Genomic DNA, 23939 nt, shown 5'->3' on the forward strand with positions numbered 1-23939 from the left:
CTCATCAGAGCACCCCGCCGCACAATTCAACACTTGTCAATAGCCCTTCACGTAAAGGTTGTTGAGTAGTCATGCGCGACCAATTCTCTACCCACCGGTAAGCCCTAGGCTCAAAACATGCGCCGAGTAAAGATCGTCTGCACCCTGGGCCCCGCCACCGACTCATACGACCAGATCAAGGCACTGGTCGAAGCCGGAATGGACGTCGCCCGATTCAACCTCAGCCACGGCAGCTACGCCGAACACGAGGAGCGCTACCAGCACGTCCGCAAGGCCTCCGACGAGACCGGCCGCAGCGTCGGCATCCTCGCCGACCTTCAAGGCCCGAAGATCCGACTCGGCCGCTTCACCGAAGGCCCCGTACTCCTTGAACGCGGCGACACCTTCACCATCACCGTCGAAGAGGGCGTCGCAGGCGACCAGCAGCAGTGCGGCACGACGTACGCCGGCCTGGCAGCCGACGTCACTACCGGCGAACGCATCCTCGTCGACGACGGCAAGGTGTGCCTGGAGGTCACCGGGGTCGACGGCCCCCGCGTTCACACCACGGTCGTCGAAGGCGGCATGATCTCCGACAACAAGGGGCTCAACCTCCCCGGCGTCGCGGTGTCGGTCCCCGCCCTCTCCGACAAGGACGAAGCCGACCTCCGCTGGGCCCTGCGCATGGGCTGCGACGTCATCGCCCTCTCCTTCGTCCGCAGCGGACGCGACATCGACGACGTACACAGGATCATGGACGAGGAAGGCCGCCGCCTCCCGGTGATCGCCAAGGTGGAGAAGCCGCAGGCCGTCGAGGCCATCGACGACATCGTCGCCGCCTTCGACGGCATCATGGTCGCCCGCGGAGACCTCGGCGTCGAAATGCCGCTGGAGCAGGTCCCGATCGTCCAGAAGCGCGCGATCAAGCTGGCCAAGCGCAACGCCAAGCCGGTGATCGTCGCGACCCAGATGCTCGACTCGATGATCGACAACTCCCGGCCGACCCGCGCCGAAGCGAGCGACGTCGCCAACGCGGTGATCGATGGCACGGACGCGGTGATGCTGTCGGGCGAGACCAGCGTCGGCAAGTACCCCATCGGGGTCGTCAAGACGATGGCGAAGATCGTCGAGGCGGCGGAGGAGGACATCCTCGCGAAGGGCCTCCCACCACTGACCGAACGCAACAAGCCCCGTACACAGGGCGGTGCGGTGGCTCGTGCGGCGGCGGAGATGGGCGACTTCCTGGGCGCGAAGTTCCTGGTCGCCTTCACCCAGTCCGGCGACACCGCCCGCCGCCTTTCCCGCTACCGCTCGCCGATCCCGCTGCTCGCCTTCACGCCCGAGCCGGCCACGCGATCGCAGCTGAATCTGACGTGGGGTGTGGAGACGTTCCTCGGCCCGCACGTCGACTCCACCGACGCGATGGTCGACCAGGTGGACGAACTGCTCCTGAAGTACGGCCGCTGCCAGCAGGGCGACATCGTGGTCATCACGGCAGGCTCGCCGCCCGGTGTGTCGGGGTCGACGAACCTGGTCCGGGTGCATCACATCGGGGAGGACGACAAGTAGGCGGCTTCTTCAGTGCTTGGGGCCTACGTGGGTGTCCATTAGGGCTACGGAGGCTTTCTTTGCGACGGAGATATTGTACGGGTTGCCGTTGCGGGTGCAGTGCGTCCACTCGATGCCGAGCTTGTCCAAGGTGTCGGTGTAGAGCTGACGGATGTCGTCGGAGACGTTGGTGAAGAAGTACCGGGGGTATTCGTAGCGCTTGCGCTCACCGGCGACGATTCGAGTGGTCCAGTTGGTGATCCGGCAGCCGTCTGAATGGATGAGGCCCCGGATGAACTTCCAGGGGTGAGCGTCGACGATGGCCTGTTGCCAGGGTTCAAGGGCGATGCGGCGCTCGTGCTTCTTGCCAGGGCCGTGCTGGGGGAACATGCAGGTCCAGTGCTTGGTGTACGACTTCACCTCGACACAGCCGGGCTTGTAGCGCTGCTTCACGCTCGGCAAGGGCATCACCTTGCGCATCGCGTCCTCGGCGGCGGTGATCAGGCCGGTCTGTGTGGCGTTGCAGAAGACGGACAAGTGGTGCTGCTTCCGCTTCGAGATGATGTGGCCGTCGCCGAGGTAGAGGCCCAGAAGGTAGGCGTACGCGGCTTTGTCGAAGTCGAGGCCTGTGCATTGAGGGCAGTCCGTGGGCTGCTCGTAGGGTTCGCCTCGGAGCTTGCGGTCTTCGCTGCGCCACCAGCCGACGGTCCCCCTCGGCACGTTGAGGCGAGCCGCGACTATGCGGTTCGGGATGCCTTGGCGCATGAGTGCGACAGCTTGTGCGCGAATCGAAGGGCCGTGCTGTTCCATTCGGCCACTCTGCGTCACTAATCGTGGCTGCATGTAGCAAAGAGCGGAGGTTCACGCGAACGTGATCCTCCGCTTCAAGTGTGCCGGGTATGGGATTCGAACCCACATGTCCTTTCGGACAGAGGTGTTTGAGACCTCCGCGTCAACCAGTTGCGCCAACCCGGCTGGTGACTCTGAGGAGTGTACCGGGTGACCAAGCCGACCTGCAGCTAGGTAGTCTCTAACGAGCAGCACCCCTGCCCCGAACGAGGAGCCCCCGTGACCGCCCCCGAGTCGCCCCAGCCCGTAGACGCGCCCGACGACGACAAGTCGCACGTGCCTCCGCTGACGACCCGTGTCGTCATTGCCGAGGATGAGGCACTGATCCGGCTCGATCTGAAAGAGATGCTGGAGGAGGAGGGCTACTCCGTCGTCGGTGAGGCCGGTGACGGGGAAGAGGCCGTGGAGCTTGCCCGCGAGCACAAGCCCGACCTCGTGATCCTCGATGTGAAGATGCCGAAGCTGGATGGCATCTCCGCCGCCGAGAAGATCGCCGAGGAGCGCATCGCCCCCGTCCTCATGCTGACCGCCTTCTCGCAGCGCGATCTCGTCGAGCGCGCCCGGGACGCCGGTGCCATGGCTTATCTCGTGAAGCCGTTCAGCAAGAGCGACGTCGTTCCGGCGATCGAGATGGCCGTCTCCCGTTTCACGGAACTGAAGGAGCTGGAGAAGGAGGTCGCGGATCTCTCTCTGCGGCTTGAGACTCGGAAGCTCGTCGACCGGGCGAAGTCGATCCTTCAGACGGAGTACGGGCTGACCGAGCCCGCGGCCTTCCGCTGGATTCAGAAGACGTCGATGGATCGCCGGATGTCGATGCAGCAGGTTGCCGAGGCGGTCATTCAGGACGCCGAGGAGAAGAAGGGCAACAACAAGGGCTGACGCCCCGCGAGCATGCACGAGGCCCGCGCTCCCAGGATTGGGGGCGCGGGCCTTGTCGTACCGGCAATTGGATCTCAGTCTTCGCCGAGGTATGCCTTCCGTACCGACTCGTCGTGCAGCAGGTCCTGCCCGCTGCCCGACAGCACGATGTTGCCGACTTCCATGACGTGCCCGTGGTCGGCCAGGGACAGCGCGGCCTGGGCGTTCTGCTCGACGAGGAGGATCGTCGTGCCCTGGGACTTGAGTTCGGCGATCGTCGCCATGATCTTCTGCATCATGATCGGCGAGAGGCCCATGGAGGGTTCGTCGAGCATGAGCAGTTTGGGCTGGGACATGAGGGCGCGGCCCATGGCGAGCATTTGCTGTTCGCCGCCGGACAGGGTGCCTGCTGCCTGGTTTCGGCGTTCGCCGAGGATGGGGAACAGGTCGTAGGCCCGTTGGATGTCCTTTTCGATGCCCTCCTTGTCGTTCCTGAGGAACGCGCCGAGTTGGAGGTTTTCGAAGATGGTGAGGCGGGGGAAGATGCGTCGGCCTTCGGGGGAGTGGGCGAGGCCGAGGGAGACGATCTTGTGGGCGGCGACGCCGGTGAGGGGTTTGCCGTCGAACAGGATCGTTCCGCTGCTTGGCTTCAGGAGGCCCGAGAGGGTGCGCAGGGTGGTCGTCTTGCCGGCGCCGTTGGTGCCGATGAGGGTGACGACTTCGCCGGCTTGGACGCTGAAGGAGATGCCTTTGACGGCTTCGATTTTGCCGTAGGAGACCCGGAGGTCCTCGACTTCGAGGAGTGCGGTCACTGGGCTTCTCCCTTGGTGCTGGTGCTGCTCTGCGCTTCGGCGGCCGCGACCTCCGCGGCTTCCGCGTCGCCGGGTGCTCCTTCGAAGGGTTCGCCCAGGTAGGCGGCGATGACTCGCTCGTCAGCCTGGACGACCTCCGACGTGCCTTCGACGAGTTTTTCGCCCTGGACGAGGACGGCGACTCGGTCAGACAGGTTGAAGACGAAGCGCATGTCGTGCTCGATGAGGAGGACGGCGATGCCCATGTCGCGGATGGCGAAGACCAACTCCTCGGTCGCTCGCGTCTCCTGGGGGTTCATGCCGGCGGTCGGCTCGTCGAGGAGCAGCAGGCCCGGTTCGGACGCGAGTGCTCGGGCGATTTCGAGCTTGCGCTGTTCGCCGTAGGGGAGGTTGCGTGCGAGGTGGTCGCGCTTGTGGGCGAGGCCGATGAACTCGAGGAGTTCCATGGCGCGTTCTTCGCTGGCCTTTTCCGCCTTTTTGAAGCCGGGGCCACGCAGCAGCGCGGACCACAGGCCTTCCTTCGTCCGCGTGTGGCGGCCGACGAGCACGTTCTCCAGCACCGTCATGTTGGCGAACAGGCGGATGTTCTGGAAGGTGCGGGCGATGCCGGCCTGTGTCACCAGGTGTGGCTTCGGCGGCAGGACCGTGCCCTTGTAGGAGACGGTGCCTTCGGTCGGGATGTACAGGCCGGTCAGGCAGTTGAAGAAGGTTGTCTTGCCGGCGCCGTTGGGACCGATGAGGCCGACGATTTCGCCGGCGTTGACGGTGAAGTCGACCGAGCGGACGGCGGTGAGGCCGCCGAAGCGCATGGTGACGTCGCGGGCTTCGAGTACTGGTGTAGTCATGGTGCTCACGCCCCCGTCTTGGTGACGGCGGCCGGTTCGCCGGTCAGTGTTGTTGTATCTGGTATGTCGAGTTGGCCGGTGTCGTGGAATTCGAGCTGGCGGCGTCGGTTGGCGATGATGCCTTCGGGGCGGAAGCGCATCAGCAGGATGAGGGCGACGCCGAAGGCGAGCAGTGACTTGTCCTGGAGGAAGACGAGCTTCTCGGGGAGCAGGTAGAGCAGAGCGGCGCCGAGGATGGGGCCTGCGACTGTGCCCATGCCGCCGAGGACGACTGCTGCGAGGAGGAACGCCGAGTTCGGGGGCGTGGAGCCGGCGAACTGGTAGGGCGTCGGTACGACGCTGTAGGTGACGTGGGCGCTGACGGTGCCGGCGAGGCCGGCGAGGGCGGCGCCCAGGGCGAAGGCGATGAGTTTGACGCGGAAGCCGTTGATGCCCATGGCGGTGGCGGCTGTCTCGTCTTCGCGGATGGCGATCCAGGAGCGGCCGATACGGGAGTCGGCGGCGCGGGTGTAGACGAGGACGACGATGGCCATGATGAGGACCATCAGCAGGTAGTAGTTGGCGAAGCGGCCGAGGGTGAAGCCGCCGATGTCGTGGGATTCGCCGAGGTTGAACCCGAAGAGGTTGAGGTCCGGGATGGCCGGGATGCCGTTGGGTCCGTTGGTGATGTCGGGGCCGGAGTCGCCGTCCATGTTGTTGACGGCGATGCGGAAGATTTCTCCGAAGCCGAGGGTGACGATGGCGAGGTAGTCGCCGCGCAGTCGCAGGGTGGGGGCGCCGATGAGGACGCCGAAGAGCAGTGATGCGGCGGCGCCGGCGAGGGCGGCGGCCCAGAAGGGGAACTGGACGCCGGAGAAGGTGGAGAACTCGGAGCCGGAGACGAGGGCGGCGGTGTAGGCGCCGACGCCGAGGAAGGCGACGTATCCGAGGTCGAGGAGTCCGGCGAGGCCGACGACGATGTTCAGGCCGAGGGCGACGGTCCCGAAGATCAGGATGTTGACGCCGATGTTGGCGTAGTGGTCGTCGGTCTGGGTGAAGGGGAACGCGATCGCGGCGACGAAGCCCATGGCGAGCGTGAAGCTGCGGTTGTGGGCGACGATGCGCGAGAAGCGGTCGATGAGGCCTGCGGTGTGCAGGGCCCAGACGGCGAAGACGGTGACGATGAGGTAGCCGACGAAGAGTTGGCCGTACTCGGTGTCGATGCCGTAGGTGAAGACGAAGAGGCCGATGGCGGTGACGACGGTGATGACGGCGCGTTCTGCCCATCCGCCGAGGGGCTGGGAGGCGGGGATGCCGTCGGGCTTGGCGAGGTACGCCTTGAGGTTTTCCTTGGTGTCGTCGCTGCGCTGCTCGGGGAGGGCGAAGGCGCCGATGACGGGCAGGAGGGACGCGATGGCCGCGATCCAGCCGCCGGGTTCGAGGTTGACGACGCCGCCGAGTTCGACGGTGATCGCGATGACGGTGTACCAGGTGACGCCGAGGCCGCCGAGGGCGAGCAGGGCGAGGGGTGCGTTGTTGCGGCCGGGTATGAGCCAGCCGAGGCCGCGGATGCCGTAGGTGGCGAGGGTGAAGAGGGCGGTGAGGACGCCGGCGGTGAAGGTGAGCCACTGGAGGCCGCCGGGGTAGCCGCTGATGGTGAGGTCGCCGGGGAATTCGCTGGTCCAGGTCCAGGCGAGGAAGGCGGATGCGGCGGTGGCGATGCCTCCGATGAGGAGGAGCGCGCGGGCTGCCGCGAGGGGCAGGGGGATGAGTCCGCGGGTGGCGGGGGTGGTCTTGGTGATGTTGGTCATCGTGATCACGCCCTGTCCGCGACGCGTTCGCCGAGCAGGCCTTGTGGTCTGACGAGGAGTACGAGGATGAGGAGGGCGAAGGCCCAGACGTTGGCCCAGCCCTGGCCGCCGAGCTTGTCCATGCCGGGGATGCCGTCGATGTAGGCGGAGGCGAGGGTTTCGGCGATGCCGAGGACGAGGCCGCCGAGCATGGCGCCGTAGATGTTCCCGATGCCGCCGAGGACGGCTGCGGTGAAGGCTTTGAGGCCCATGAGGAAGCCCATGCGGTAGTCGACGTTGCCGTACTTCAGGCCGTACGCCACTGCTGCGACGGCGGCGAAGAAGCCGCCGATGGCGAAGGCGATGACGATGATGCGGTTGGTGTCGATGCCCATGAGCTGGGCGGTGTCCGGGTCCTGGGCGGTGGCCTGCATCGCGCGGCCGGTGCGGCTCTTGCGGACGAAGAAGGCCAGGGCGGACATGCAGATGATGGCGGCCACGATGAGGAAGATGTCGGCGTCCTTGATGGTGATGGAGCCGATGTCGTGGGTGGTGTCGAGGCCGGGGAAGGCGCGGGCCCGGTCGGCGTCGGGGTAGAAGTTGCGTACGACTTCCTGGAGGGCCAGGGAGAGGCCGATCGCGGTGATGAGCGGTGCCAGGCGTGGTGCTCCGCGCAGTGGTCGGTAGGCGAACCGTTCCGCTCCGACGGCCATGAGGATGGCGACGATTCCGCCGCCGATCAGCATCATGGGGACGGCGATGGCCATCGAGGTGCCGTCGGGGAGGATGTAGAAGTAGACCGTGAGGGCGCCGAAGGCCCCGGTCATGAAGATCTCGCCGTGCGCGAAGTTGATGAGCTGGACGATGCCGTACACCATCGTGTAGCCGATGGCGATCAGCCCGTACATCGAGCCTAGGAGCAGCCCGTTGGCCAGCTGCTGCGGCAGGGTGTTCACCGCATGGCCTCCATAGTCGCTGGTGGTCGTGTGCACTGGTCGTGTGCAGGGGTGGGGTGTGGCAAGGGCCGCGCGGTCGGGGTCCCCTTCCGCGCGGCCCGTGGTGTGGTGCTGGTGTTGTGGGGGGCCTGGGTCAGCCGAGGTCGGCGGTGCCGGTCTTGGCTGCCTTCCACGCTCCCTTTTCGACCTTGTAGACCGTGAGCTGCTTGTTTGTGGTGTCGCCGTACTCGTCGAACGAGACCTTGCCGGAGATGCCGTCGAAGTTGGACTTCTGGACCTCGTCGACGACGGTGGAGCGCAGGTCGTTGATGTCGTCGGGGACCTTGTTGTCGTTGGCTTCGACGGCGGCCTTCACGGCGTTGATGATGGCGGTGGCGGCGTCGTAGGAGTACGCGCCGTAGGCGCCGTAGTCACCCTTGTAGCCCTTGGCCTTGTAGGTCTCGATGAAGGTCTTGGCGGCGGGCAGGGTGTCGGCGGGGACGCCGACGGCGGTGGCGAGGTCACCTTCGGAGGCCGCGCCCGCGGTCTCGATGTAGGTGGAGGCGAACATGCCGTCGCCGCCGAAGAGCGGGATCTTGACTCCGCCGTCCTTGAGCTGCTTGGTGATCAGCGCGGACTCGTCGTACTGGCCGCCGTAGTAGAGGAGGTCGGCGCCGGAGTTCTTGACCTTGGTGACGAGGGAGCCGAAGTCCTTGTCGCCGGTGTTGACGTGGTCGGATCCGGCGACGGTGCCGCCGAGCTTCTTGAACTGCTCGGTGAAGATCTTCGCGAGGCCGGCGCCGTAGGTCTGCTTGTCGTCGACGACGAAGACCTTCTTCTTCTTGATGCCGTTGTACGCGTAGTCGGCGGCGAAGCTGCCCTGCAGTTCGTCGGTGGTGGCGGTGCGGAAGTACGTCTTGTACGGCCGCTTCTTGTCCGTCTGCCAGTTCTTGCCCTGGGTCAGCTCGGGGTTGGTGTTCGAGGGGGAGATCTGGGCCATGTTGGCCGAGGCGAACACCTGCTGCATCGACTGGGCGACGCCCGAGTTCAGGGGGCCGACGGCGCCGACGGCGGTTTTGTCGCCGGTGATCGCGGTGGCGTTGGACTGGCCGGTGGCGGGCTGGGCCTTGTCGTCGTAGGCCTTCAGCTTGAAGGTGACACCGGGGACGGTCTTGTTCTTGTTGGCGTCGTCGACGGCGATCTGGGCGCCGTACTGGATGCCGAGACCGGTGGTGGAGTTCTCGCCGGACAGCGGGGCGTCCACGCCGATGGTCAGTGTGGTGGTGTCTCCGTTGCTGCCGTCGCCGCCACTGTCGTCTCGGGAGCCGCAGGCGGTGAGCGTCAGAGCTCCGGTCGCGAGGACGGAGGTAAGTATCACCAAGGAACGTCGCACAATCAGTCCTTTCCGCAGTCACGTCCGCCCGGGTGGGGCGGCGGGTGCCGCGCTGGTACCGAACTCCCGATGGAGCGGTGACTGGCCGTGACTCTAAGCCCGGTTTGCGCCGGGGGCATCGCCGTGCGCTGGCTTGTGACTTTCTTGTTATGACGTGCAGGTGTGTGCGGTTCGGTGAAGGGCACTGTTCATCCTTTTGGGTGACATCCCCCTCAGTCCACATTTTGAGAACTTGCACTTCCGGTTGGCCGTGCGGGCGGCGCTGCCGGTATTGGGGCGCAGGCGCCCTGGAGGAGCCGGGAAAGGTCGTGGGAGTACGCGCCTCCGAAGATGAAACTGTGGTGCTGTATTGCGCGCGTGTTACGCAGCGTTACGTCGAGAAAGGGAAGGTCCGCATTGAGGGGCACTCCCGAACAGTCGGATACGGATACCTCGACGGCGATCCGGAGGGTTGTTCCGCCGGGCACGAGGAAGGAGGGCCAGGGCACGGCGTGTGCGGTGAGCCCGTCGAAGGCGGTGCCGGAGACCTCGAGGCTGACGGGCGGCCCGTGGTCGACGGTCACGGCGAACAGGAAGCGGCCGCTGGTGGCCCCGGGTTTGTGAGGGGTGGCCAGTCCGAGGTAGCGCCAGGTGGTGACGTTGGCGGGCCAGGGGACGGGGGTGTCCTGCGGTTCGGCGCGGTCTTCGGGCGTGAGGGCGGGCGGCACCAGAATTCCCGCCGCGACCAGGGCGATCGCCGCCGCGCCGAGGGCGGCTTTGCGGGTCTTGGGCGACAGCCGGGCCCAGCGCGCACTCCAATGCTCCGCCCGTCGTGTCCGGTCGGAGCCGATGGTCGGGCAACTCTCCTCGGACCCCGGCGAGTCGACGGGCTCGACGGGGCCGATTCCGGTCATGAGGGCCGCCTCATGGGGAAACGGTAGGGGAGCCGGGAGCGGTTGCCCAGCCGAAAACCCGGTCAGGCCGCGGGCGTTGGGACGTCCCGCAGCAGGCAGGTCAGCCGGGCGGTGCAGACCCGCCGTCCGTCTTCGTCACTGATGACGATCTCGTACGTCGCCGTGGAGCGCCCCTGGTGCAGGGGCGTGGCCACGCCGGTCACGAGTCCGGAGCGTGCGCCGCGGTGGTGGGTGCAGTTGAGGTCGACGCCGACCGCGATCTTGGAGCTGCCGGCGTGGAGCATGGAGCCGACGGAACCGAGGGTCTCGGCGAGCACGGCGGACGCGCCGCCGTGCAACAGTCCGTACGGCTGGGTGTTGCCCTCGACGGGCATGGTGCCGACGACGCGGTCCGCGGATGCCTCGACGATCTGCACCCCCATGCGCGTGCCCAGGTGTCCGGCCGAGAACATGGCGACGAGGTCGACGCCGAGCGCGGCGTACTCGTCGATGACCTCTTGCGGGAACTTCACGTGCTGCTGTTCGCCCATGGGGCCGGCTCCGTTTCGTCGTCGGTCGCATCCGACTGAGCAAACGCTCAGTCGGTTGCCGATTGTTCCAGACGTACGACGACGGACTTGCTGGCCGGGGTGTTGCTGGTGTCCGCGGTGGCGTCGAGCGGGACCAGGACGTTGGTCTCGGGGTAGTAGGCGGCCGCGCAGCCCCGTGCTGTCGGGTAGTGCACGACGCGGAAGCCGGGCGCGCGGCGCTCGACGCCGTCCTGCCATTCGCTGACGAGATCGACGTACGAGCCGTCCGGGATGCGGAGTGCGTGGGCGTCCTCGGGGTGGACGAGGACGACGCGACGGCCGTTCTTGATGCCGCGGTAGCGGTCGTCGAGGCCGTAGATCGTGGTGTTGTACTGGTCGTGCGAGCGCAGCGTCTGCAGCAGCAGCCGTCCTTCGGGCAGCCGTGGGTATTCGACCGGCGCGGCGGTGAAGTTGGCCTTGCCGGTGGCCGTGGGGAAGCGGCGCTCGTCGCGCGGGGCGTGCGGCAGCGCGAAGCCTCCGGGGTGCGCGACGCGCGCGTTGAAGTCCTCGAAGCCGGGCACCACGCGCGCGATGCGGTCGCGGATCGTGGCGTAGTCCTTCTCGAACTCCTCCCAGGGCGTCCGGGACGCGTCCCCGAGGACGCGGCGGGCCAGGCGGCACACGATCGCCGGCTCCGACAGCAGATGGGTGCTCGCGGGCTCCAGCCGGCCGCGGGAGGCGTGCACCATGCCCATCGAGTCCTCGACGGTCACGAACTGGTCCCCGCTGCCCTGCAGATCCCGCTCGGTGCGCCCCAGCGTGGGCAGGATGAGCGCCCGCGCGCCCGTGACGGCGTGTGAGCGGTTGAGTTTCGTGGAGACGTGCACGGTCAGCCGGGCGCGCCGCATCGCCGCCTCGGTGACTTCGGTGTCGGGGGAGGCGGACACGAAGTTGCCGCCCATGGCGAAGAAGACCTTCGCCTTGTCGTCGCGCATCGCGCGGATGGCTCGTACGACGTCGTAGCCGTGCTCGCGTGGGGGTGCGAAGCCGAACTCCTTCTCCAGGGCGTCCAGGAAGGCGGGGGCGGGGCGCTCGAAGATGCCCATGGTGCGGTCGCCCTGCACGTTCGAGTGGCCGCGCACCGGGCACACGCCCGCGCCGGGGCGGCCGATGTTGCCGCGCAGGAGCAGGAAGTTGACCACTTCGCGGATGGTCGGCACGGCGTGCTTGTGCTGGGTGAGGCCCATGGCCCAGCAGACGATGGTGCGCTCGGAGGCGAGGATCATCCGGAGGGCTTCGTCGATCTGCCGCTGTTCGAGACCGGTCGCGGTGAGTGTCTCGTCCCAGTCGGCGGTGCGGGCTGCCTCGGCGAACTCCTCGAAGCCGTGGGTGTGTTCGCGTACGAAGTCCTCGTCGACCGCGTCGTCAGTGTCCAGGATCAGCTTGTTGAGCAGGCGGAACAGGGCCTGGTCGCCGCCGATGCGGATCTGTAGGAACAGATCGGTGAGCGCGGCGCCCTTGAGCATGCCCTGGGGGGTCTGCGGGTTCTTGAAGCGCTCCAGGCCCGCCTCGGGCAGCGGATTCACGCTGATGATCTTCGCGCCGTTGGCCTTGGCCTTCTCCAGGGCGGAGAGCATGCGCGGATGGTTGGTGCCGGGGTTCTGGCCGGCGACGATGATCAGGTCCGCCTGGTAGAGGTCTTCGAGCAGGACGCTGCCCTTGCCGACGCCGATCGTCTCGGACAGCGCCGAGCCGGACGACTCGTGGCACATGTTGGAGCAGTCCGGCAGGTTGTTCGTGCCGAACTCGCGGGCGAACAGCTGGTAGAGGAAGGCGGCCTCGTTGCTCGTCCGGCCGGAGGTGTAGAAGAGGGCCTCGTCGGGGGAGCCGAGGTTCTTCAGCTCCTCGGCGACGATGTCGAAGGCGCGGTCCCAGGTGACCGGCTCGTAGCGATCTCCCCCTTCGGGGAGATACATGGGGTGCGTCAGCCGCCCCTGCTGGCCCAGCCAGTAGCCGGAGCGGGTGGCGAGGTCGGCGACCGTGTGCGCGGCGAAGAACTCCGGGGTGACCCGGCGCAGGGTTGCTTCCTCGGCGACCGCCTTCGCGCCGTTCTCACAGAACTCCGCCTTGTGCCGGTGGTCCGGCTCCGGCCAGGCGCAGCCCGGGCAGTCGAAGCCGTCCTTCTGATTGACGCGCAGCAGGGTCAGCGCGGTCCGCTTCACACCCATCTGCTGCTGGGCGACACGCAGGGTGTGCCCGATGGCCGGGAGCCCCGCCGCCGCGTGCTGCGGCTCGGCGACCTGCGGCGCGTCCTGAACCGGATCACCCTGGGGCGGCTTCGTTGCCATCGCACGCTCTCCTCTACGACTGCTGCCACTGCGTGTGTGGTACATCTCCGATCCTCGCACGCGCCGGTGACAACGCTCGCGGTCGGGCTTGCGGAGATCGCCGGCGCCGGTTTCCGCGGGACCGAAGTCACCGCGGTCCCGACTGTCAGTGGGGCGTGGCAGGATCGGGGGCGTGGCAGAAACAGCATCGAAGAAGACCGACAGCACCCCCGGCGGCGACCGCCCGCGGCTGATGCTCATGGACGGGCACTCGCTGGCCTACCGCGCGTTCTTCGCGCTGCCCGCCGAGAACTTCACGACCGCGACGGGCCAGCCGACGAACGCGATCTACGGCTTCGCGTCGATGCTCGCCAACACACTGCGCGACGAAGCGCCCACCCACTTCGCGGTGGCCTTCGACGTCTCCCGCAAGACGTGGCGCTCCGAGGAGTTCACGGAGTACAAGGCCAACCGCTCCAAGACCCCGGACGAGTTCAAGGGCCAGGTCGAGCTGATCGGCGAGCTGCTCGACGCGATGCACGCGCACCGCTTCGCGGTGGACGGCTTCGAGGCGGACGACGTCATCGCCACCCTCGCCACCCAGGCCGAGGCCGACGGCTTCGACGTGCTGATCGTCACCGGCGACCGGGACTCCTTCCAGCTGGTCTCCGAGCACACCACGGTGCTGTATCCGACGAAGGGCGTCTCCGAGCTGACCCGGTTCACGCCGGAGAAGGTCTTCGAGAAGTACGGTTTGACGCCGGCGCAGTACCCCGACTTCGCGGCCCTGCGCGGCGACCCCTCCGACAACCTGCCGGGCATCCCCGGCGTCGGTGAGAAGACTGCCGCGAAGTGGATCAACCAGTTCGGTTCCTTCGCGGACCTCGTCGAGCGCGTCGAGGAGGTCAAGGGCAAGGCCGGGCAGAACCTGCGCGATCACCTGGAGGCCGTCAAGCTCAACCGCCGGCTCACCGAGCTGGAGCGGCAGGTGGAGCTGCCGAAGACGGTCACGGACCTCGAGCGGGCGCCGTACGACCGCAAGGCGGTCGCGATGGTGCTGGACACCCTGGAGATCCGCAACCCGTCGCTGCGCGAGCGCCTCTTCGCCGTCGACCCCGGCGCCGAGGAGGCCGAGACGACCCCGGTCACCACGGACGGCGTCCAGCTGGACGGCAAGGCGCTCGCCACCGGCGAGCTCGCCCCCTGGCTGACGGAGCACGGCACCGACACACTTGGCGTCGCCACCGTCGACACCTGGGCGCTCGGCGCCGGCTCGGTCGCCGAGGTGGCCCTGGCGGCGCCCGGAGGAGCGGCCGCCTGGTTCGACCCCTCGCAGCTGGACGAGGCGGACGAGACGTCGTTCGCCGCCTGGCTGGCCGACGCGGGCCGCCCCAAGGTCTTCCACAACGCCAAGGGCGCGATGCGTGTCTTCGCCGAGCACGGCTGGACCGTGGACGGCGTCACCATGGACACCGCGCTCGCCGCCTACCTGGTCAAGCCGGGCCGCCGCTCCTTCGACCTGGACGCGCTGTCCCTGGAGTACCTCCACCGCGAGCTGGCCCCGGCCGCCGCGGCCGACGGCCAGCTCGCCTTCGGCACGGACGACGGCGCCGAGGCCGACGCCCTGATGGTCCAGGCCCGCGCGATCCTCGACCTCGGCGAGGCCTTCGGCGAGCGGCTCCAGGAAGTGGGCGCCGCGGACCTCCTGCGGGACGTGGAACTGCCGACGTCCGCGCTGCTGGCCCGCATGGAGCGGCACGGCATCGCCGCCGACCGGGCCCATCTGGAGGCCATGGAGCAGATGTTCGCCGGCGCGGTGCAGCAGGCGGTGAAGGAGGCGCACGCGGCGGCCGGGCACGAGTTCAACCTGGGCTCGCCCAAGCAGCTCCAGGAAGTCCTCTTCGGCGAGCTGGCCCTGCCCAAGACCAAGCGCACCAAGACCGGCTACACCACCGACGCCGACGCACTGGCCTGGCTCGCCGGCCAGACGGACAACGAACTGCCGGTGATCATGCTCCGCCACCGTGAGCAGGCCAAGCTGCGCGTCACCGTGGAGGGCCTGATCAAGACGGTCGCGGCGGACGGCCGTATCCACACCACCTTCAACCAGACGGTCGCGGCGACAGGCCGCCTGTCCTCGACCGACCCGAACCTCCAGAACATTCCGGTCCGCACGGACGAGGGCCGGGCCATCCGCCGGGGCTTCGTCGTCGGCGAGGGCTTCGAGTCCCTGATGACCGCGGACTACAGCCAGATCGAGCTGCGCGTGATGGCCCACCTCTCCGAGGACGAGGGCCTGATCGAGGCGTTCACCTCCGGCGAGGACCTGCACACCACGGCCGCCTCGCAGGTGTTCGCCGTCGAGCCCACCGCGGTCGACGCGGAGATGCGCCGCAAGATCAAGGCGATGTCGTACGGCCTGGCGTACGGGCTGTCGGCCTTCGGCCTCTCCCAGCAGCTGAACATCGAGGCGGCCGAGGCGCGTGCCCTGATGGACGCGTACTTCGAGCGCTTCGGCGGCGTACGGGACTATCTGCGCCGCGCGGTCGACGAGGCACGGGCGACGGGCTACACGGCGACCCTCTTCGGGCGCCGCCGCTACCTCCCCGACCTCAACAGCGACAACCGCCAGCGCCGTGAGGCGGCCGAGCGGATGGCCCTCAACGCACCCATCCAGGGCACCGCCGCCGACATCGTCAAGATCGCCATGCTCAACGTGGACCGGTCCCTGCGCGAAGCCAACCTCACCTCCCGCATGCTCCTCCAGGTCCACGACGAAATCGTCCTGGAGATCGCCCCCGGCGAGCGCGCCGCCACAGAAGAACTGGTCCGCCACGAAATGGCCAACGCCGTCCACCTCAACGTCCCCCTGGGCGTCTCCGTGGGCGCAGGCCCGGACTGGGAGTCGGCAGCGCACTAGCGGGCGGCGATTGAGCCGAGTGGCTGGCCGTGCCGCTAGGCAGGCGGGACTGCACGCCCTGAGGGGCGCGGGGAACTGCGCGACCAGCCACAAACCACCCGCAGCCTCCACACAACCGCGACCCGGCAGACGCGTAGGACCCGGCCAACCCCCAAAGGCCCCGTCACCCGCGTGGCCCCCGCGAAAACGCCCCCACCCCCACCGCCCGTAAAGATGCCCGCATGGGTATACGCATGCTCAACCGCCGGACGGCATGGGCACTGGCGCAGGCGAACGCCGACGCGACCCCGCCCCCGCCGCCCCCACCGGTCCCGGTCTTCTCGGCCGCCGCAAGCACCGCCCGCATCCCCACCGACCTCCCGGCGGCCCTGCGCGGGGCGGCCGCAAGGCTCCGACACAGGTTCAGTGACAGCGAGCGGCCCGTCGTACGGCCACGGCATAGGCCGGACTGGCGTCTGTGGACCGACCTGGCCCGCAGCTACCTGGCCCTGGTCCTCTCCCGGCTGCCACGGTCACGCCCCGTGCAGACCGTCACCGTGTTCATCGCGACCGCGTCCACGGTCAGCGGGCGGCCGGACGGCTCCGGCTCCGCTCCGGAACCGCCGGGGACCCGCGCCACACCCTGACGCCGACGGCGTACAGCAGCAGCCCCAGGACCAGCCCGGCGCCGGCCCCGAAGCACAGGGTCGGAATCAGTTCCCACGGCTCCGCGACGGAACCCCAGTAGGCCCACCAGCCCACGGCCCGCTCCACCGCAGCCACCGCCGCACACCCGCAGATCACCGCACCCGCCACCCACCGGTCCCGCACCGACAGAGCAGGCACCCCGACCGGCTCGACCGACGGAGTCCGCCGCAGCGCGCTCGCCACGAACACGGCGATCACGACCGCGGCGACCGCCGAGCCGCCGTACTGCAGGTACCAGTACAACGGTGAGCCGGCCACCTCCTCGCCCAGGACGGGAAACAGCCGCATCCCCCACCGGTCGGGATGCGTGAACGCGTCCCACACGACATGCGTCAGCGCGCCGAGCGCGGCGGAGACGTACCACCACAGCAAGAGGGACGGCCGGACACGCGCGCGTGGGCCGCCGCAGCGCACCAGGGCGGCCACCCTGCCCTGCCGCTCCCGCGGCAGCAGCGCCACCAGAGGCTCACGCATCAGCAGCCACAGCCCCACGAGGACCCAGGCGAGGACCACATCGATGGTGAAGACGCCGCCGAACGAGTGGGTGACATCGCCGAATTCCATCGCCCCGGGCAGGACACTCGCGGCGTAATAGGTCATGTCGGGCGCGAAGGAACCGGCCACGAGCGCGACCGGCACAAGCGGGCCGCGGCCGGTTCCGTCGGTGCGTACGGCGGGCAGCACGGCCGCCGCATGGCTCAGCGTGAACGGCAACTGCATCCCCCGCGGCGGACGTTGGCGGACCTGCCGGTCCCGTTGATCATCGACGTCCAGTATGCGGGATGACCGGCGCAGTCGTAGCGGCCCAACGACATATGGCCAACCGGTTAAGACCCGGCTCGAACGGGTGCCCGTGGAAAGCAAGTTGTCGTAGGGTCACTTGAGTCGGCATTCCCAGGGGCGTGACCGACCCCATCAACAGAACACCGGCGGGCCCCGTGAGGGCAACCGCGGCGGCGGGCCGATCGTCCCTCAGGGCGAGCACAGCAGTCGGAGAAGGGCGCGCAGCGCCCACGGGAGGGGTTCACTTTATGGCGGCGCAATTCGGCAGGAGGCTGCGCGCAGGTGCGGCAACGACGGCCGCGGCCGCGTTGGCGGTCGCAGCGCTGTCCGCGTCCCAGGCGCCGGGCGTCACGGTCGACGACTCCGGCAGGCGGACCGCCGGCGACGCCCAGTCCACCCCCGACGCGGACCCCCCTGCGGAGAGCGCGACCGGCAACTCGCCGTACTACACGGACCTGCCGCCGCTCAACACCCCCAGCCCCACGCCGACCATCGGCAGCCCCGCCTCCCGCGGTGCGGCGGAGGCGGGCATACCCGCCACCGTCCTCGACGCCTACAAGCAGGCCGCGGCGTCGCTCCGGGCGTCCAAGCCCGGCTGCAACCTGCCCTGGGAACTCCTCGCCGCCATCGGCAAGGTCGAGTCGGGCCAGGCCCAGGGCGGCCGCGTCGACTCCGCCGGCAACACCCTCACCCCGATCCTCGGCCCGCAGCTCAACGGCAACGGCTTCGCGAACATCAGCGACACCGACGGCGGCGCGTTCGACGATGACAGCTCGTACGACCGTGCCGTCGGACCCATGCAGTTCATCCCGTCCACCTGGTCATGGGCGGGCCGCGACGGCAACGGCGACGGCGAGAAGGACCCGAACAACATCTACGACGCCGCACTCGCCGCGGGCCACTACCTGTGCCGCTACGGCTGGGACCTGTCCACCGAGTCCGACCTGAGCAGCGCGATCCTCAGCTACAACAACTCGCAGGACTACCTGAACCTGGTCCTGTCGTGGCTGGAGTACTACCGCAAGGGCACGCACGAGGTCCCGGACGGCACGGGCACGCTGCCGAGGGACCGCAGCGACACCAACAACGGCGGGGGGAGTGCCAGCCCCTCGCCCCGTCCGCCGGGCACGCCCAATCCGAGCCCGAAGCCCCCAGCGAACAATGGGGGCGGCTCCCAGAGCCCGAGCCCCAAGCCGCCGTCGGGCTCCCCGAGCACCCCGGGCACCCCGGCCCCGACCCCCACTGACACGGTGGACCACCTGGAAGACGCCGGCACCCCAGACCTCACCGCGATGGCCGGCGACGCGTTCACCCAGAAGATCAGCACCCGTGCCGAGACCGAGGACGGCGAGGCGGTCGGCAAGGTCAGGATCCGCTTCACGATCACCGGCGACTCCGACGCCACCTTCGCGGGCGGCGAGAGCGTGGCCACGGTCGTCACCAACGCCTCCGGTGTGGCCGTCGCGCCCGCGCTGAAGGCGGGGGAGAAGACGGGCGACTTCACCGTCCGCGCCACCGTCGTCGGCCGCACCGTCAGCGCCGTCAGCTACACGGCCACCGTCACCGAACGTGTCGCCAGCGCCCTCACCCGCACCAGCGGCACCGCGCTGACCTGCCCGGCGGGCGGCGAGTTCGCCGAGCAGGTCGAGGTGAAGGCGACATACCGGGGCGAGGCCGCGGACAAGGTCGCCGCCACCGCCACACTGATCAAGTCGGTGCTCGACCCGTCCGAGAACGACAAGGGCCCCTACTTCAAGGACGCGAACGGCAAGACCGTACGCACCCTGACGGGTCTCAAGACCGACGAGAACGGGCTGCTGAAGCTGCCCAAGCTGTACGCGGACGACACCACCGGCACGTTCCTGCTCCGCATCGACACCGCGGGCGGGGCGACGCTCACGGTCATGCTGACGGTGGAGGAGCCCGCGGCGACGTCCTCGCCGAGCCCGTCGGCAAGCCCCAGCGCGTAGCCCCTCGTACTCCCTCCCACACCTTCATACGGCTTTCTACGACGGCGGCGGCGCCCCTTCACCGAGGGGGCGCCGTCGTTGTGTGTGCAACGTGTTCTCATCTCAGCCGCCCGTTGCTACGGTGCCGGACCTGACGATGTATCAGTTCCGCCTGTCGGGAGGCGTCCCTATGCGCGCCCTGATCGCCGCCGCGACCGGTCTCGCCGTCGCGCTCGCCCTCGTGCTCACCATCACGGCGCTGGGCTCACCCACCGGCGAGACCTCTCCGAAGCCGCTCCTGACAACGGTGCCCGCACACCCCTGACCACCCGGGAGGGAGGCCGAGATGCGCCGCAAGGCCAGCCTGATCCTGCTCGCCCTCGCCGTGTTCTTCGCGGCGCTGTCCCCACTGCTGCGCTGGTACGCCTTCCCGCGCCTGGCCAAGATCCCGCCGAACCAGTACCAGGACATGGTCCTTGAGGCGAAGGACGCGACCCTCCTCGACTACGGCACCATGCAGGCGCGCAAGGTCCCCAAGGTCACCATCGTGCAGACCCTCAAGGGCAACGTGGAGGAGTCCGAGAAGATCGAGAAGACCGCGGGCAAGGACGTCGTCGTCTGGGACGGGCTGTCGTACGTCGTCGGCCCCGACGGCAAGATGGTCTCCAAGATCCCCGAGCGTTACATCTTCGACGCCCACACCCAGGAACCCGTTCACGCCACGGGCGAGATGGTCGACGGTGACCCGGTGCGCCGGGACGGCATCGAGTTCAAGTGGCCGTTCATGGCGGAGAAACGGGACTACGAGTACTTCGACGCGCAGGCGCGCGTGACGGCGCCGATCCACTACAAGGGCACACAGGACTTCCGCGGCGTCGAGGTCTACTACTTCGAGCAGACCATTCCGTGGACGAAGGTGCCGATGCCCAAGACGATGCCGGTCCAGGGCATCACACCGGAATCGGTCGCCAAGACCGGCACCACCCGCTGGTACACCACCGTCCGTAAGTTCTGGGTCGAACCCCTCACCGGCGCCCCCGTCTACGGCGAGGAGATCCACAAGGAGGAACTCCGCGGCGGCTCCCTGCTCGGCGACCGCGACAAGGTGACGGCGTTCGCCGGGCACGTGAAGATGCGCGAGGACTACATCAAGTCCACCGTCGACCTGGTCAACTCCAACCGCACCCTGGTCCTGCTGATGACGTCGTACCTGCCGTGGGGCTTCCTCTTCCTCGGCGCCCTGCTGCTGTCGCTCTCCCTCTACCTGGAGGCCCGCAGCCGCCGCCCCGCCGACCCCGCGGGCGTTCAGACGGCGGCACCGGAGCCGGTCAGCGCCTGAGTCGGGCGTTGGTGTGCCGGGTCGGCTCGGCGGTGGCGGGGTCCTCGGGCCACGGATGCTTCGGATACCGGCCGCGCAGCTCCGCCCGCACGCCCTTGTAGCCGTCCCTCCAGAACGACGCGAGGTCGGCGGTGACGGCGGCGGGCCGTCCGGCGGGGGAGAGCAGATGCACGAGCACCGGCACGCCCGCGAGGCTCGGCGACTCCTGGAGCCCGAACATCTCCTGCAACTTCACCGCGAGGACAGGCTGCTCGGGGTTGGCGTAGTCGATCCGGATTCTGGACCCACTGGGCACGGTGATCCGCTCGGGCGCGAGCTCGTCGAGCCGGGCGGCGTCACCGGAGGCCCAGGGCAGCAGCCGGGCCAGCGCTGCTCCGGCGTCGATACGGGCGAGATCCGCACGACGCCGCGCACGGCTCAGCTCCGGCTCCAACCACTCCTCCACGCGCGCGTGGAGCGCGTCATCACAGACATCGGGCCACGGCTCACCGAGGTGCAGACGCAGAAAGGCGAGCCGCTGCCGCAGTGCCTCGGCATCGGGGGACCAGCGCAACAGGCCGAACCCTTCCTGCCGCAGCCCGTCGAGAAGGGCATCGCGTACGAGGACGGGGTCGGGGCTCTTGAGCGGCCGCACCGCCAGCTCGATCGCCCCGAGCCGCTCGACCCTCCGGGCGACGACGTCCCCGTCGGCCCAGTGGACCTCCTGGCCCTCGGAATACAGCGAGGCGGCCGCCGACCGTGCCCTGTCCTCGTCCACCACGGCGGCAAGCTGCACGCGCGCGTGCCCTTTGCCCACGGGCCGATCCGCCGCGGCCACGGCGATCCAGGCCGCGCCCCGCAGCGCACTCCCCTCCCCGAGCTCGGCACGCGTCCCGGACACCATGAGATAGGAGGCCCCGTCGGCCTTGGCGAGGCGCTCGGGGAACGCGAGGGCGGTGACCAGTCCGACAAGACGGTCGTCGGAGTCACCGGCGGACGGAGCGGAAACCCCCTCCGAAGCGGCCCGCAGTCGCCGCACCTCCGCCCGCCACCGTCCCGCATAGGCGTCACCGCCACGCCGGGCGGTGCGCAGCGCAGCCACCAGATCATCCCCGTAATCCCGCGGCACCTCTTCGGAGAGCAGCGCCACGACCTCCGCGCCCCCACCGGGGGCGTCCAGCAGGGCCCGTCCCAGCCGCGGATGCAACCCCAGCCGCGCCAACCGCCTCCCACGCTCCGTGGCCCGCCCGTGGGAGTCCACCGCCCCGATCGCCGACAGCACGGTCCGCGCCGCCGCCATCGCCCCACCCGGCGGCGGATCCAGCAGCGCCAGTCCGGAGGCCTCAGGATCGCCCCAGCACGCCGCCTGCAGGGCGAACGCCGTCAGATCGGCCACCTTGATCTCCGGTGACGGAAAACGCGGCAGACGCGCGTCCTCGGCCTCCGCCCAGCACCGGTACACCGCCCCCGGCGCCTCCCGCCCGGCACGCCCCGCCCGCTGCCGGCCGGCCGCCTGCGAGGCCCGTACCGTCGTCAGCGCGCTCAGCCCGCGCGCATGATCGACCCGCGGCTCGCGCGCAAGCCCCGAGTCGACGACCACCTGCACGCCGGGAACCGTCAAAGAGGACTCGGCCACGGACGTCGTCAGCACCACCCGGCGCCGCACACCGGGGGACAGCACGGCATCCTGCACCGCCGCCGGCGCCCGCCCGTGCACCTGAAGCACCTCGACATCCCCCGGGCCGCCCAGCTGCCCGGCCACGCGCGCGATCTCCCCGACCCCCGGCAGGAAACACAGCACGTCCCCCGGCCGCTCGGCCAGCGCCCGCCGCACCACCGACGCCACATGCGTGAGCAGCGCCGGGTCGACCCGCATGCCGTGCGGCGGCCGTACCGGACGCACCGGTGGCGCCCACACCACCTCCACCGGATACGAGACCCCCTCGGCCTCGACCACCGGCGCCCCGCCCAGCAGCCGCGCCCAGCCCTGAGCGTCGGTCGTCGCGGACGCGGCCACCAGCCGCAGCTCCGGGCGCAGGGTCTCCCGTACGTCCCACAGGAATGCGGCCACCGTGTCCGCGTCCAGATGCCGCTCATGGCACTCGTCGAGCACCACCACGTCCACGCCCGCCAGCTCCTGGTCGCGCTGCAGCCGCTGCAACAGCACGCCGGTCGTGACGACCTCCACGCGCGCGCGGCGCCCCACGACCCGCTCCCCGCGCACGGTGTAGCCGACGCTCTCGCCGACCTTCTCGCCCAGTAGCCACGCCATCCGCCGGGCCGCGGCCCGCGCCGCGATCCGCCGCGGCTCGGCCACGATCACACGGCGTGCGGGACCGTCCCCGAGCAGTCCGGACAGAGCGAGTGGCACGAGGGTCGTCTTGCCCGTGCCGGGCGGTGCCACGAGGACCGCGGTGCCGTGCGCGTCCAGGGCGCCGTGCAGTGCGGGCAGGGCGCCACGTACGGGCAGCGCCTCCAGGGCGTCGTAACGGATCACGCACTCAGTCTCGTACGCACACGAAGATCGCCGTCCCCGGGATCAGGTTCCCCCGCAACGGCGACCAGCCGCCCCATTCCGAGGTGTTCCACTCCGGCCACTCCGGCTCGACCAGATCCACCAGCCGCAAGCCCGCCGCGACGACGTCCCGGACGCGGTCGCCGAGGGTCCGGTGGTGTTCGACGTAGACCGCGTGGCCGTCGTCGTCCTGCTCGACGTACGGAGTGCGGTCGAAGTAGGAGGCCGAGACGCTCAGCCCCTCGGGGCCGGGCTCGTCCGGGAACGCCCAGCGGATCGGGTGCGTGACGGAGAAGACGAAACGGCCACCGGGGCGCAGTACCCGGCGGACCTCCCGCAGGACCAGCACCGGGTCGGCGACGAACGGCATCGCCCCGTACGCCGAGCACGCCAGGTCGAAGGAGGCGTCGGCGAAGGGCAGGGCGCCCGCGTCCGCCTGCACCAGCGGGAACGCGGTACCGATCCGCAGCGCGTGCTGGAGCTGGCGGTGGGAGAGGTCCAGGGCCACCGGCCGGGCACCCTGGGCGGCCAGCCAGCGCGCGCACTGGGCCGCGCCGGCGCCGATCTCCAGGACGTCCTTGCCCTTCAGCTCCTCCGGCGGGCCGAGCAGCTCCGCCTCCACCTCGTCCAGGCCCTCGGGGCACCACACGAATCGGTCGTCCCCGAGGAACGTGCCGTGCTCGGTCTGATATTCGTCCGCGTTGCGGTCCCACCAGCCCCGGTTTGCCCGGGCGCTCTCCGTGACTCCGGCGTCACGTCGGGTGGCTTCCGGCTCGAACGCTTCGGGCTCTTGGATGATCGGCTCCCTCGTCGTACTCTTCCGTCCAACCCCGTCGCGGTGGTGTCACGCGAGGGGTGCCTTGGGCCATGCGTGGCCTCAAGGGACACGTATTGTGCCGGGATTGCGGCGATCCGCCCCGGGTGTGCGCCTTCGCGCATTGACCCTGTCCGGCTGCCCCCGTATGCTACAAGTTGCGCTGCGGGCCTGCGCTCCTCAGACGTAGCAGGCTGCGCTCGCATCTGTTGTATGTCCCCTCGGTTGTCGAGGCG

The 23939-nt window shown here is 69.2% G+C and carries 18 protein-coding genes, 1 tRNA gene and 1 pseudogene; 7 read left to right on the top strand and 13 right to left on the bottom strand.

The window, feature by feature from the left end:
* The first annotated feature begins 117 nt into the window (after positions 1-117).
* Positions 118-1548: a pyruvate kinase gene (gene pyk / locus ACTWQO_RS20670; RefSeq protein ID WP_443238796.1), complete on the top strand. Its 1431-nt coding sequence runs from the start codon at positions 118-120 to the stop codon at positions 1546-1548.
* Between the two features lie 9 nt (positions 1549-1557).
* Here the strand turns inward: pyk and ACTWQO_RS20675 are convergent, their stop codons facing one another.
* On the bottom strand, positions 1558-2337 hold the full coding sequence (locus ACTWQO_RS20675; RefSeq protein ID WP_443238797.1) for a helix-turn-helix domain-containing protein: 780 nt from the start codon (positions 2335-2337) through the stop codon (positions 1558-1560).
* A gap of 81 nt (positions 2338-2418) precedes the next feature.
* A tRNA-Leu gene (locus tag ACTWQO_RS20680) sits at positions 2419-2502 on the bottom strand.
* A gap of 93 nt (positions 2503-2595) precedes the next feature.
* Between ACTWQO_RS20680 and ACTWQO_RS20685 the strand changes: the two genes are divergently transcribed.
* Entirely contained in the window at positions 2596-3255 is a 660-nt protein-coding gene (locus ACTWQO_RS20685) for an ANTAR domain-containing response regulator (protein ID WP_443238798.1), read from the top strand.
* 74 nt (positions 3256-3329) lie between these two features.
* Here the strand turns inward: ACTWQO_RS20685 and ACTWQO_RS20690 are convergent, their stop codons facing one another.
* The 8 genes from ACTWQO_RS20690 to ACTWQO_RS20725 all read right to left on the bottom strand — a co-directional run bounded on the left by ACTWQO_RS20690 (position 3330) and on the right by ACTWQO_RS20725 (position 12738).
* Complete coding sequence (locus ACTWQO_RS20690; protein ID WP_443238799.1) at positions 3330-4046, bottom strand: ABC transporter ATP-binding protein; 717 nt, start codon at positions 4044-4046, stop codon at positions 3330-3332.
* On the bottom strand, positions 4043-4891 hold the full coding sequence (locus tag ACTWQO_RS20695; protein ID WP_443238800.1) for an ABC transporter ATP-binding protein: 849 nt from the start codon (positions 4889-4891) through the stop codon (positions 4043-4045). Before ACTWQO_RS20695 ends, ACTWQO_RS20690 begins: the two co-directional genes overlap by 4 nt.
* 5 nt (positions 4892-4896) lie before the next feature.
* Positions 4897-6681, bottom strand: a complete 1785-nt coding sequence (locus ACTWQO_RS20700) for a branched-chain amino acid ABC transporter permease (RefSeq protein ID WP_443238801.1) — start codon at positions 6679-6681, stop codon at positions 4897-4899.
* A 5-nt stretch (positions 6682-6686) separates the two neighbouring features.
* Positions 6687-7616 (bottom strand): branched-chain amino acid ABC transporter permease, encoded by a 930-nt coding sequence (locus ACTWQO_RS20705; RefSeq protein ID WP_443238802.1) that lies wholly within the window; start codon positions 7614-7616, stop codon positions 6687-6689.
* A 133-nt stretch (positions 7617-7749) separates the two neighbouring features.
* Complete coding sequence (locus ACTWQO_RS20710) at positions 7750-8976, bottom strand: branched-chain amino acid ABC transporter substrate-binding protein (protein WP_443238885.1); 1227 nt, start codon at positions 8974-8976, stop codon at positions 7750-7752.
* 224 nt (positions 8977-9200) lie between these two features.
* Positions 9201-9881, bottom strand: a complete 681-nt coding sequence (locus tag ACTWQO_RS20715; protein WP_443238803.1) for a hypothetical protein — start codon at positions 9879-9881, stop codon at positions 9201-9203.
* 62 nt (positions 9882-9943) lie between these two features.
* Positions 9944-10411, bottom strand: coding sequence for a PaaI family thioesterase (locus tag ACTWQO_RS20720; protein WP_443238804.1), 468 nt, complete (start codon positions 10409-10411; stop codon positions 9944-9946).
* 47 nt (positions 10412-10458) lie between these two features.
* The gene (locus ACTWQO_RS20725) at positions 10459-12738 is read right to left on the bottom strand and encodes an FdhF/YdeP family oxidoreductase (protein WP_443238805.1); all 2280 of its coding nucleotides are present in this window, start codon (positions 12736-12738) and stop codon (positions 10459-10461) included.
* Between the two features lie 172 nt (positions 12739-12910).
* On the opposite strand from ACTWQO_RS20725, the gene polA reads away from it, so the two are divergent.
* Together polA and ACTWQO_RS20735 are read left to right on the top strand one after the other, a co-directional pair.
* On the top strand, positions 12911-15637 hold the full coding sequence (gene polA / locus ACTWQO_RS20730) for a DNA polymerase I (protein WP_443238806.1): 2727 nt from the start codon (positions 12911-12913) through the stop codon (positions 15635-15637).
* Between the two features lie 221 nt (positions 15638-15858).
* On the top strand, positions 15859-16263 hold the full coding sequence (locus ACTWQO_RS20735) for a hypothetical protein (RefSeq protein ID WP_443238807.1): 405 nt from the start codon (positions 15859-15861) through the stop codon (positions 16261-16263).
* Here the strand turns inward: ACTWQO_RS20735 and ACTWQO_RS20740 are convergent.
* On the bottom strand, positions 16199-17038 hold the full coding sequence (locus tag ACTWQO_RS20740) for a DUF4184 family protein (protein WP_443238886.1): 840 nt from the start codon (positions 17036-17038) through the stop codon (positions 16199-16201). The two genes, ACTWQO_RS20735 and ACTWQO_RS20740, sit on opposite strands and share 65 nt — an antisense overlap.
* A gap of 317 nt (positions 17039-17355) precedes the next feature.
* Here ACTWQO_RS20740 and ACTWQO_RS20745 point away from each other — a divergent pair, with 317 nt between their 5' ends.
* From ACTWQO_RS20745 to ACTWQO_RS20755, 3 genes are all read left to right on the top strand, one after another.
* The gene (locus ACTWQO_RS20745) at positions 17356-19077 is read left to right on the top strand and encodes a lytic transglycosylase domain-containing protein (RefSeq protein WP_443238808.1); all 1722 of its coding nucleotides are present in this window, start codon (positions 17356-17358) and stop codon (positions 19075-19077) included.
* A 169-nt stretch (positions 19078-19246) separates the two neighbouring features.
* On the top strand, positions 19247-19381 hold the full coding sequence (locus ACTWQO_RS20750; protein ID WP_155055294.1) for an SPW_0924 family protein: 135 nt from the start codon (positions 19247-19249) through the stop codon (positions 19379-19381).
* Positions 19382-19402: 21 nt separating this feature from the next.
* Positions 19403-20395, top strand: coding sequence for a DUF3068 domain-containing protein (locus tag ACTWQO_RS20755; protein ID WP_443238809.1), 993 nt, complete (start codon positions 19403-19405; stop codon positions 20393-20395).
* Here ACTWQO_RS20755 and hrpB read toward each other — a convergent pair.
* Positions 20385-22871 (bottom strand): ATP-dependent helicase HrpB, encoded by a 2487-nt coding sequence (gene hrpB, locus ACTWQO_RS20760; protein ID WP_443238810.1) that lies wholly within the window; start codon positions 22869-22871, stop codon positions 20385-20387. The genes ACTWQO_RS20755 and hrpB overlap by 11 nt on opposite strands.
* A gap of 4 nt (positions 22872-22875) precedes the next feature.
* Positions 22876-23909 (bottom strand): annotated as a pseudogene (locus ACTWQO_RS20765) (class I SAM-dependent methyltransferase).
* Positions 23910-23939: the final 30 nt, after the last annotated feature.

The sequence above is a fragment of the Streptomyces sp. 4N124 genome (genome assembly GCF_052245395.1).
In the GTDB taxonomy this organism is placed as follows: Bacteria; Actinomycetota; Actinomycetes; order Streptomycetales; family Streptomycetaceae; genus Streptomyces.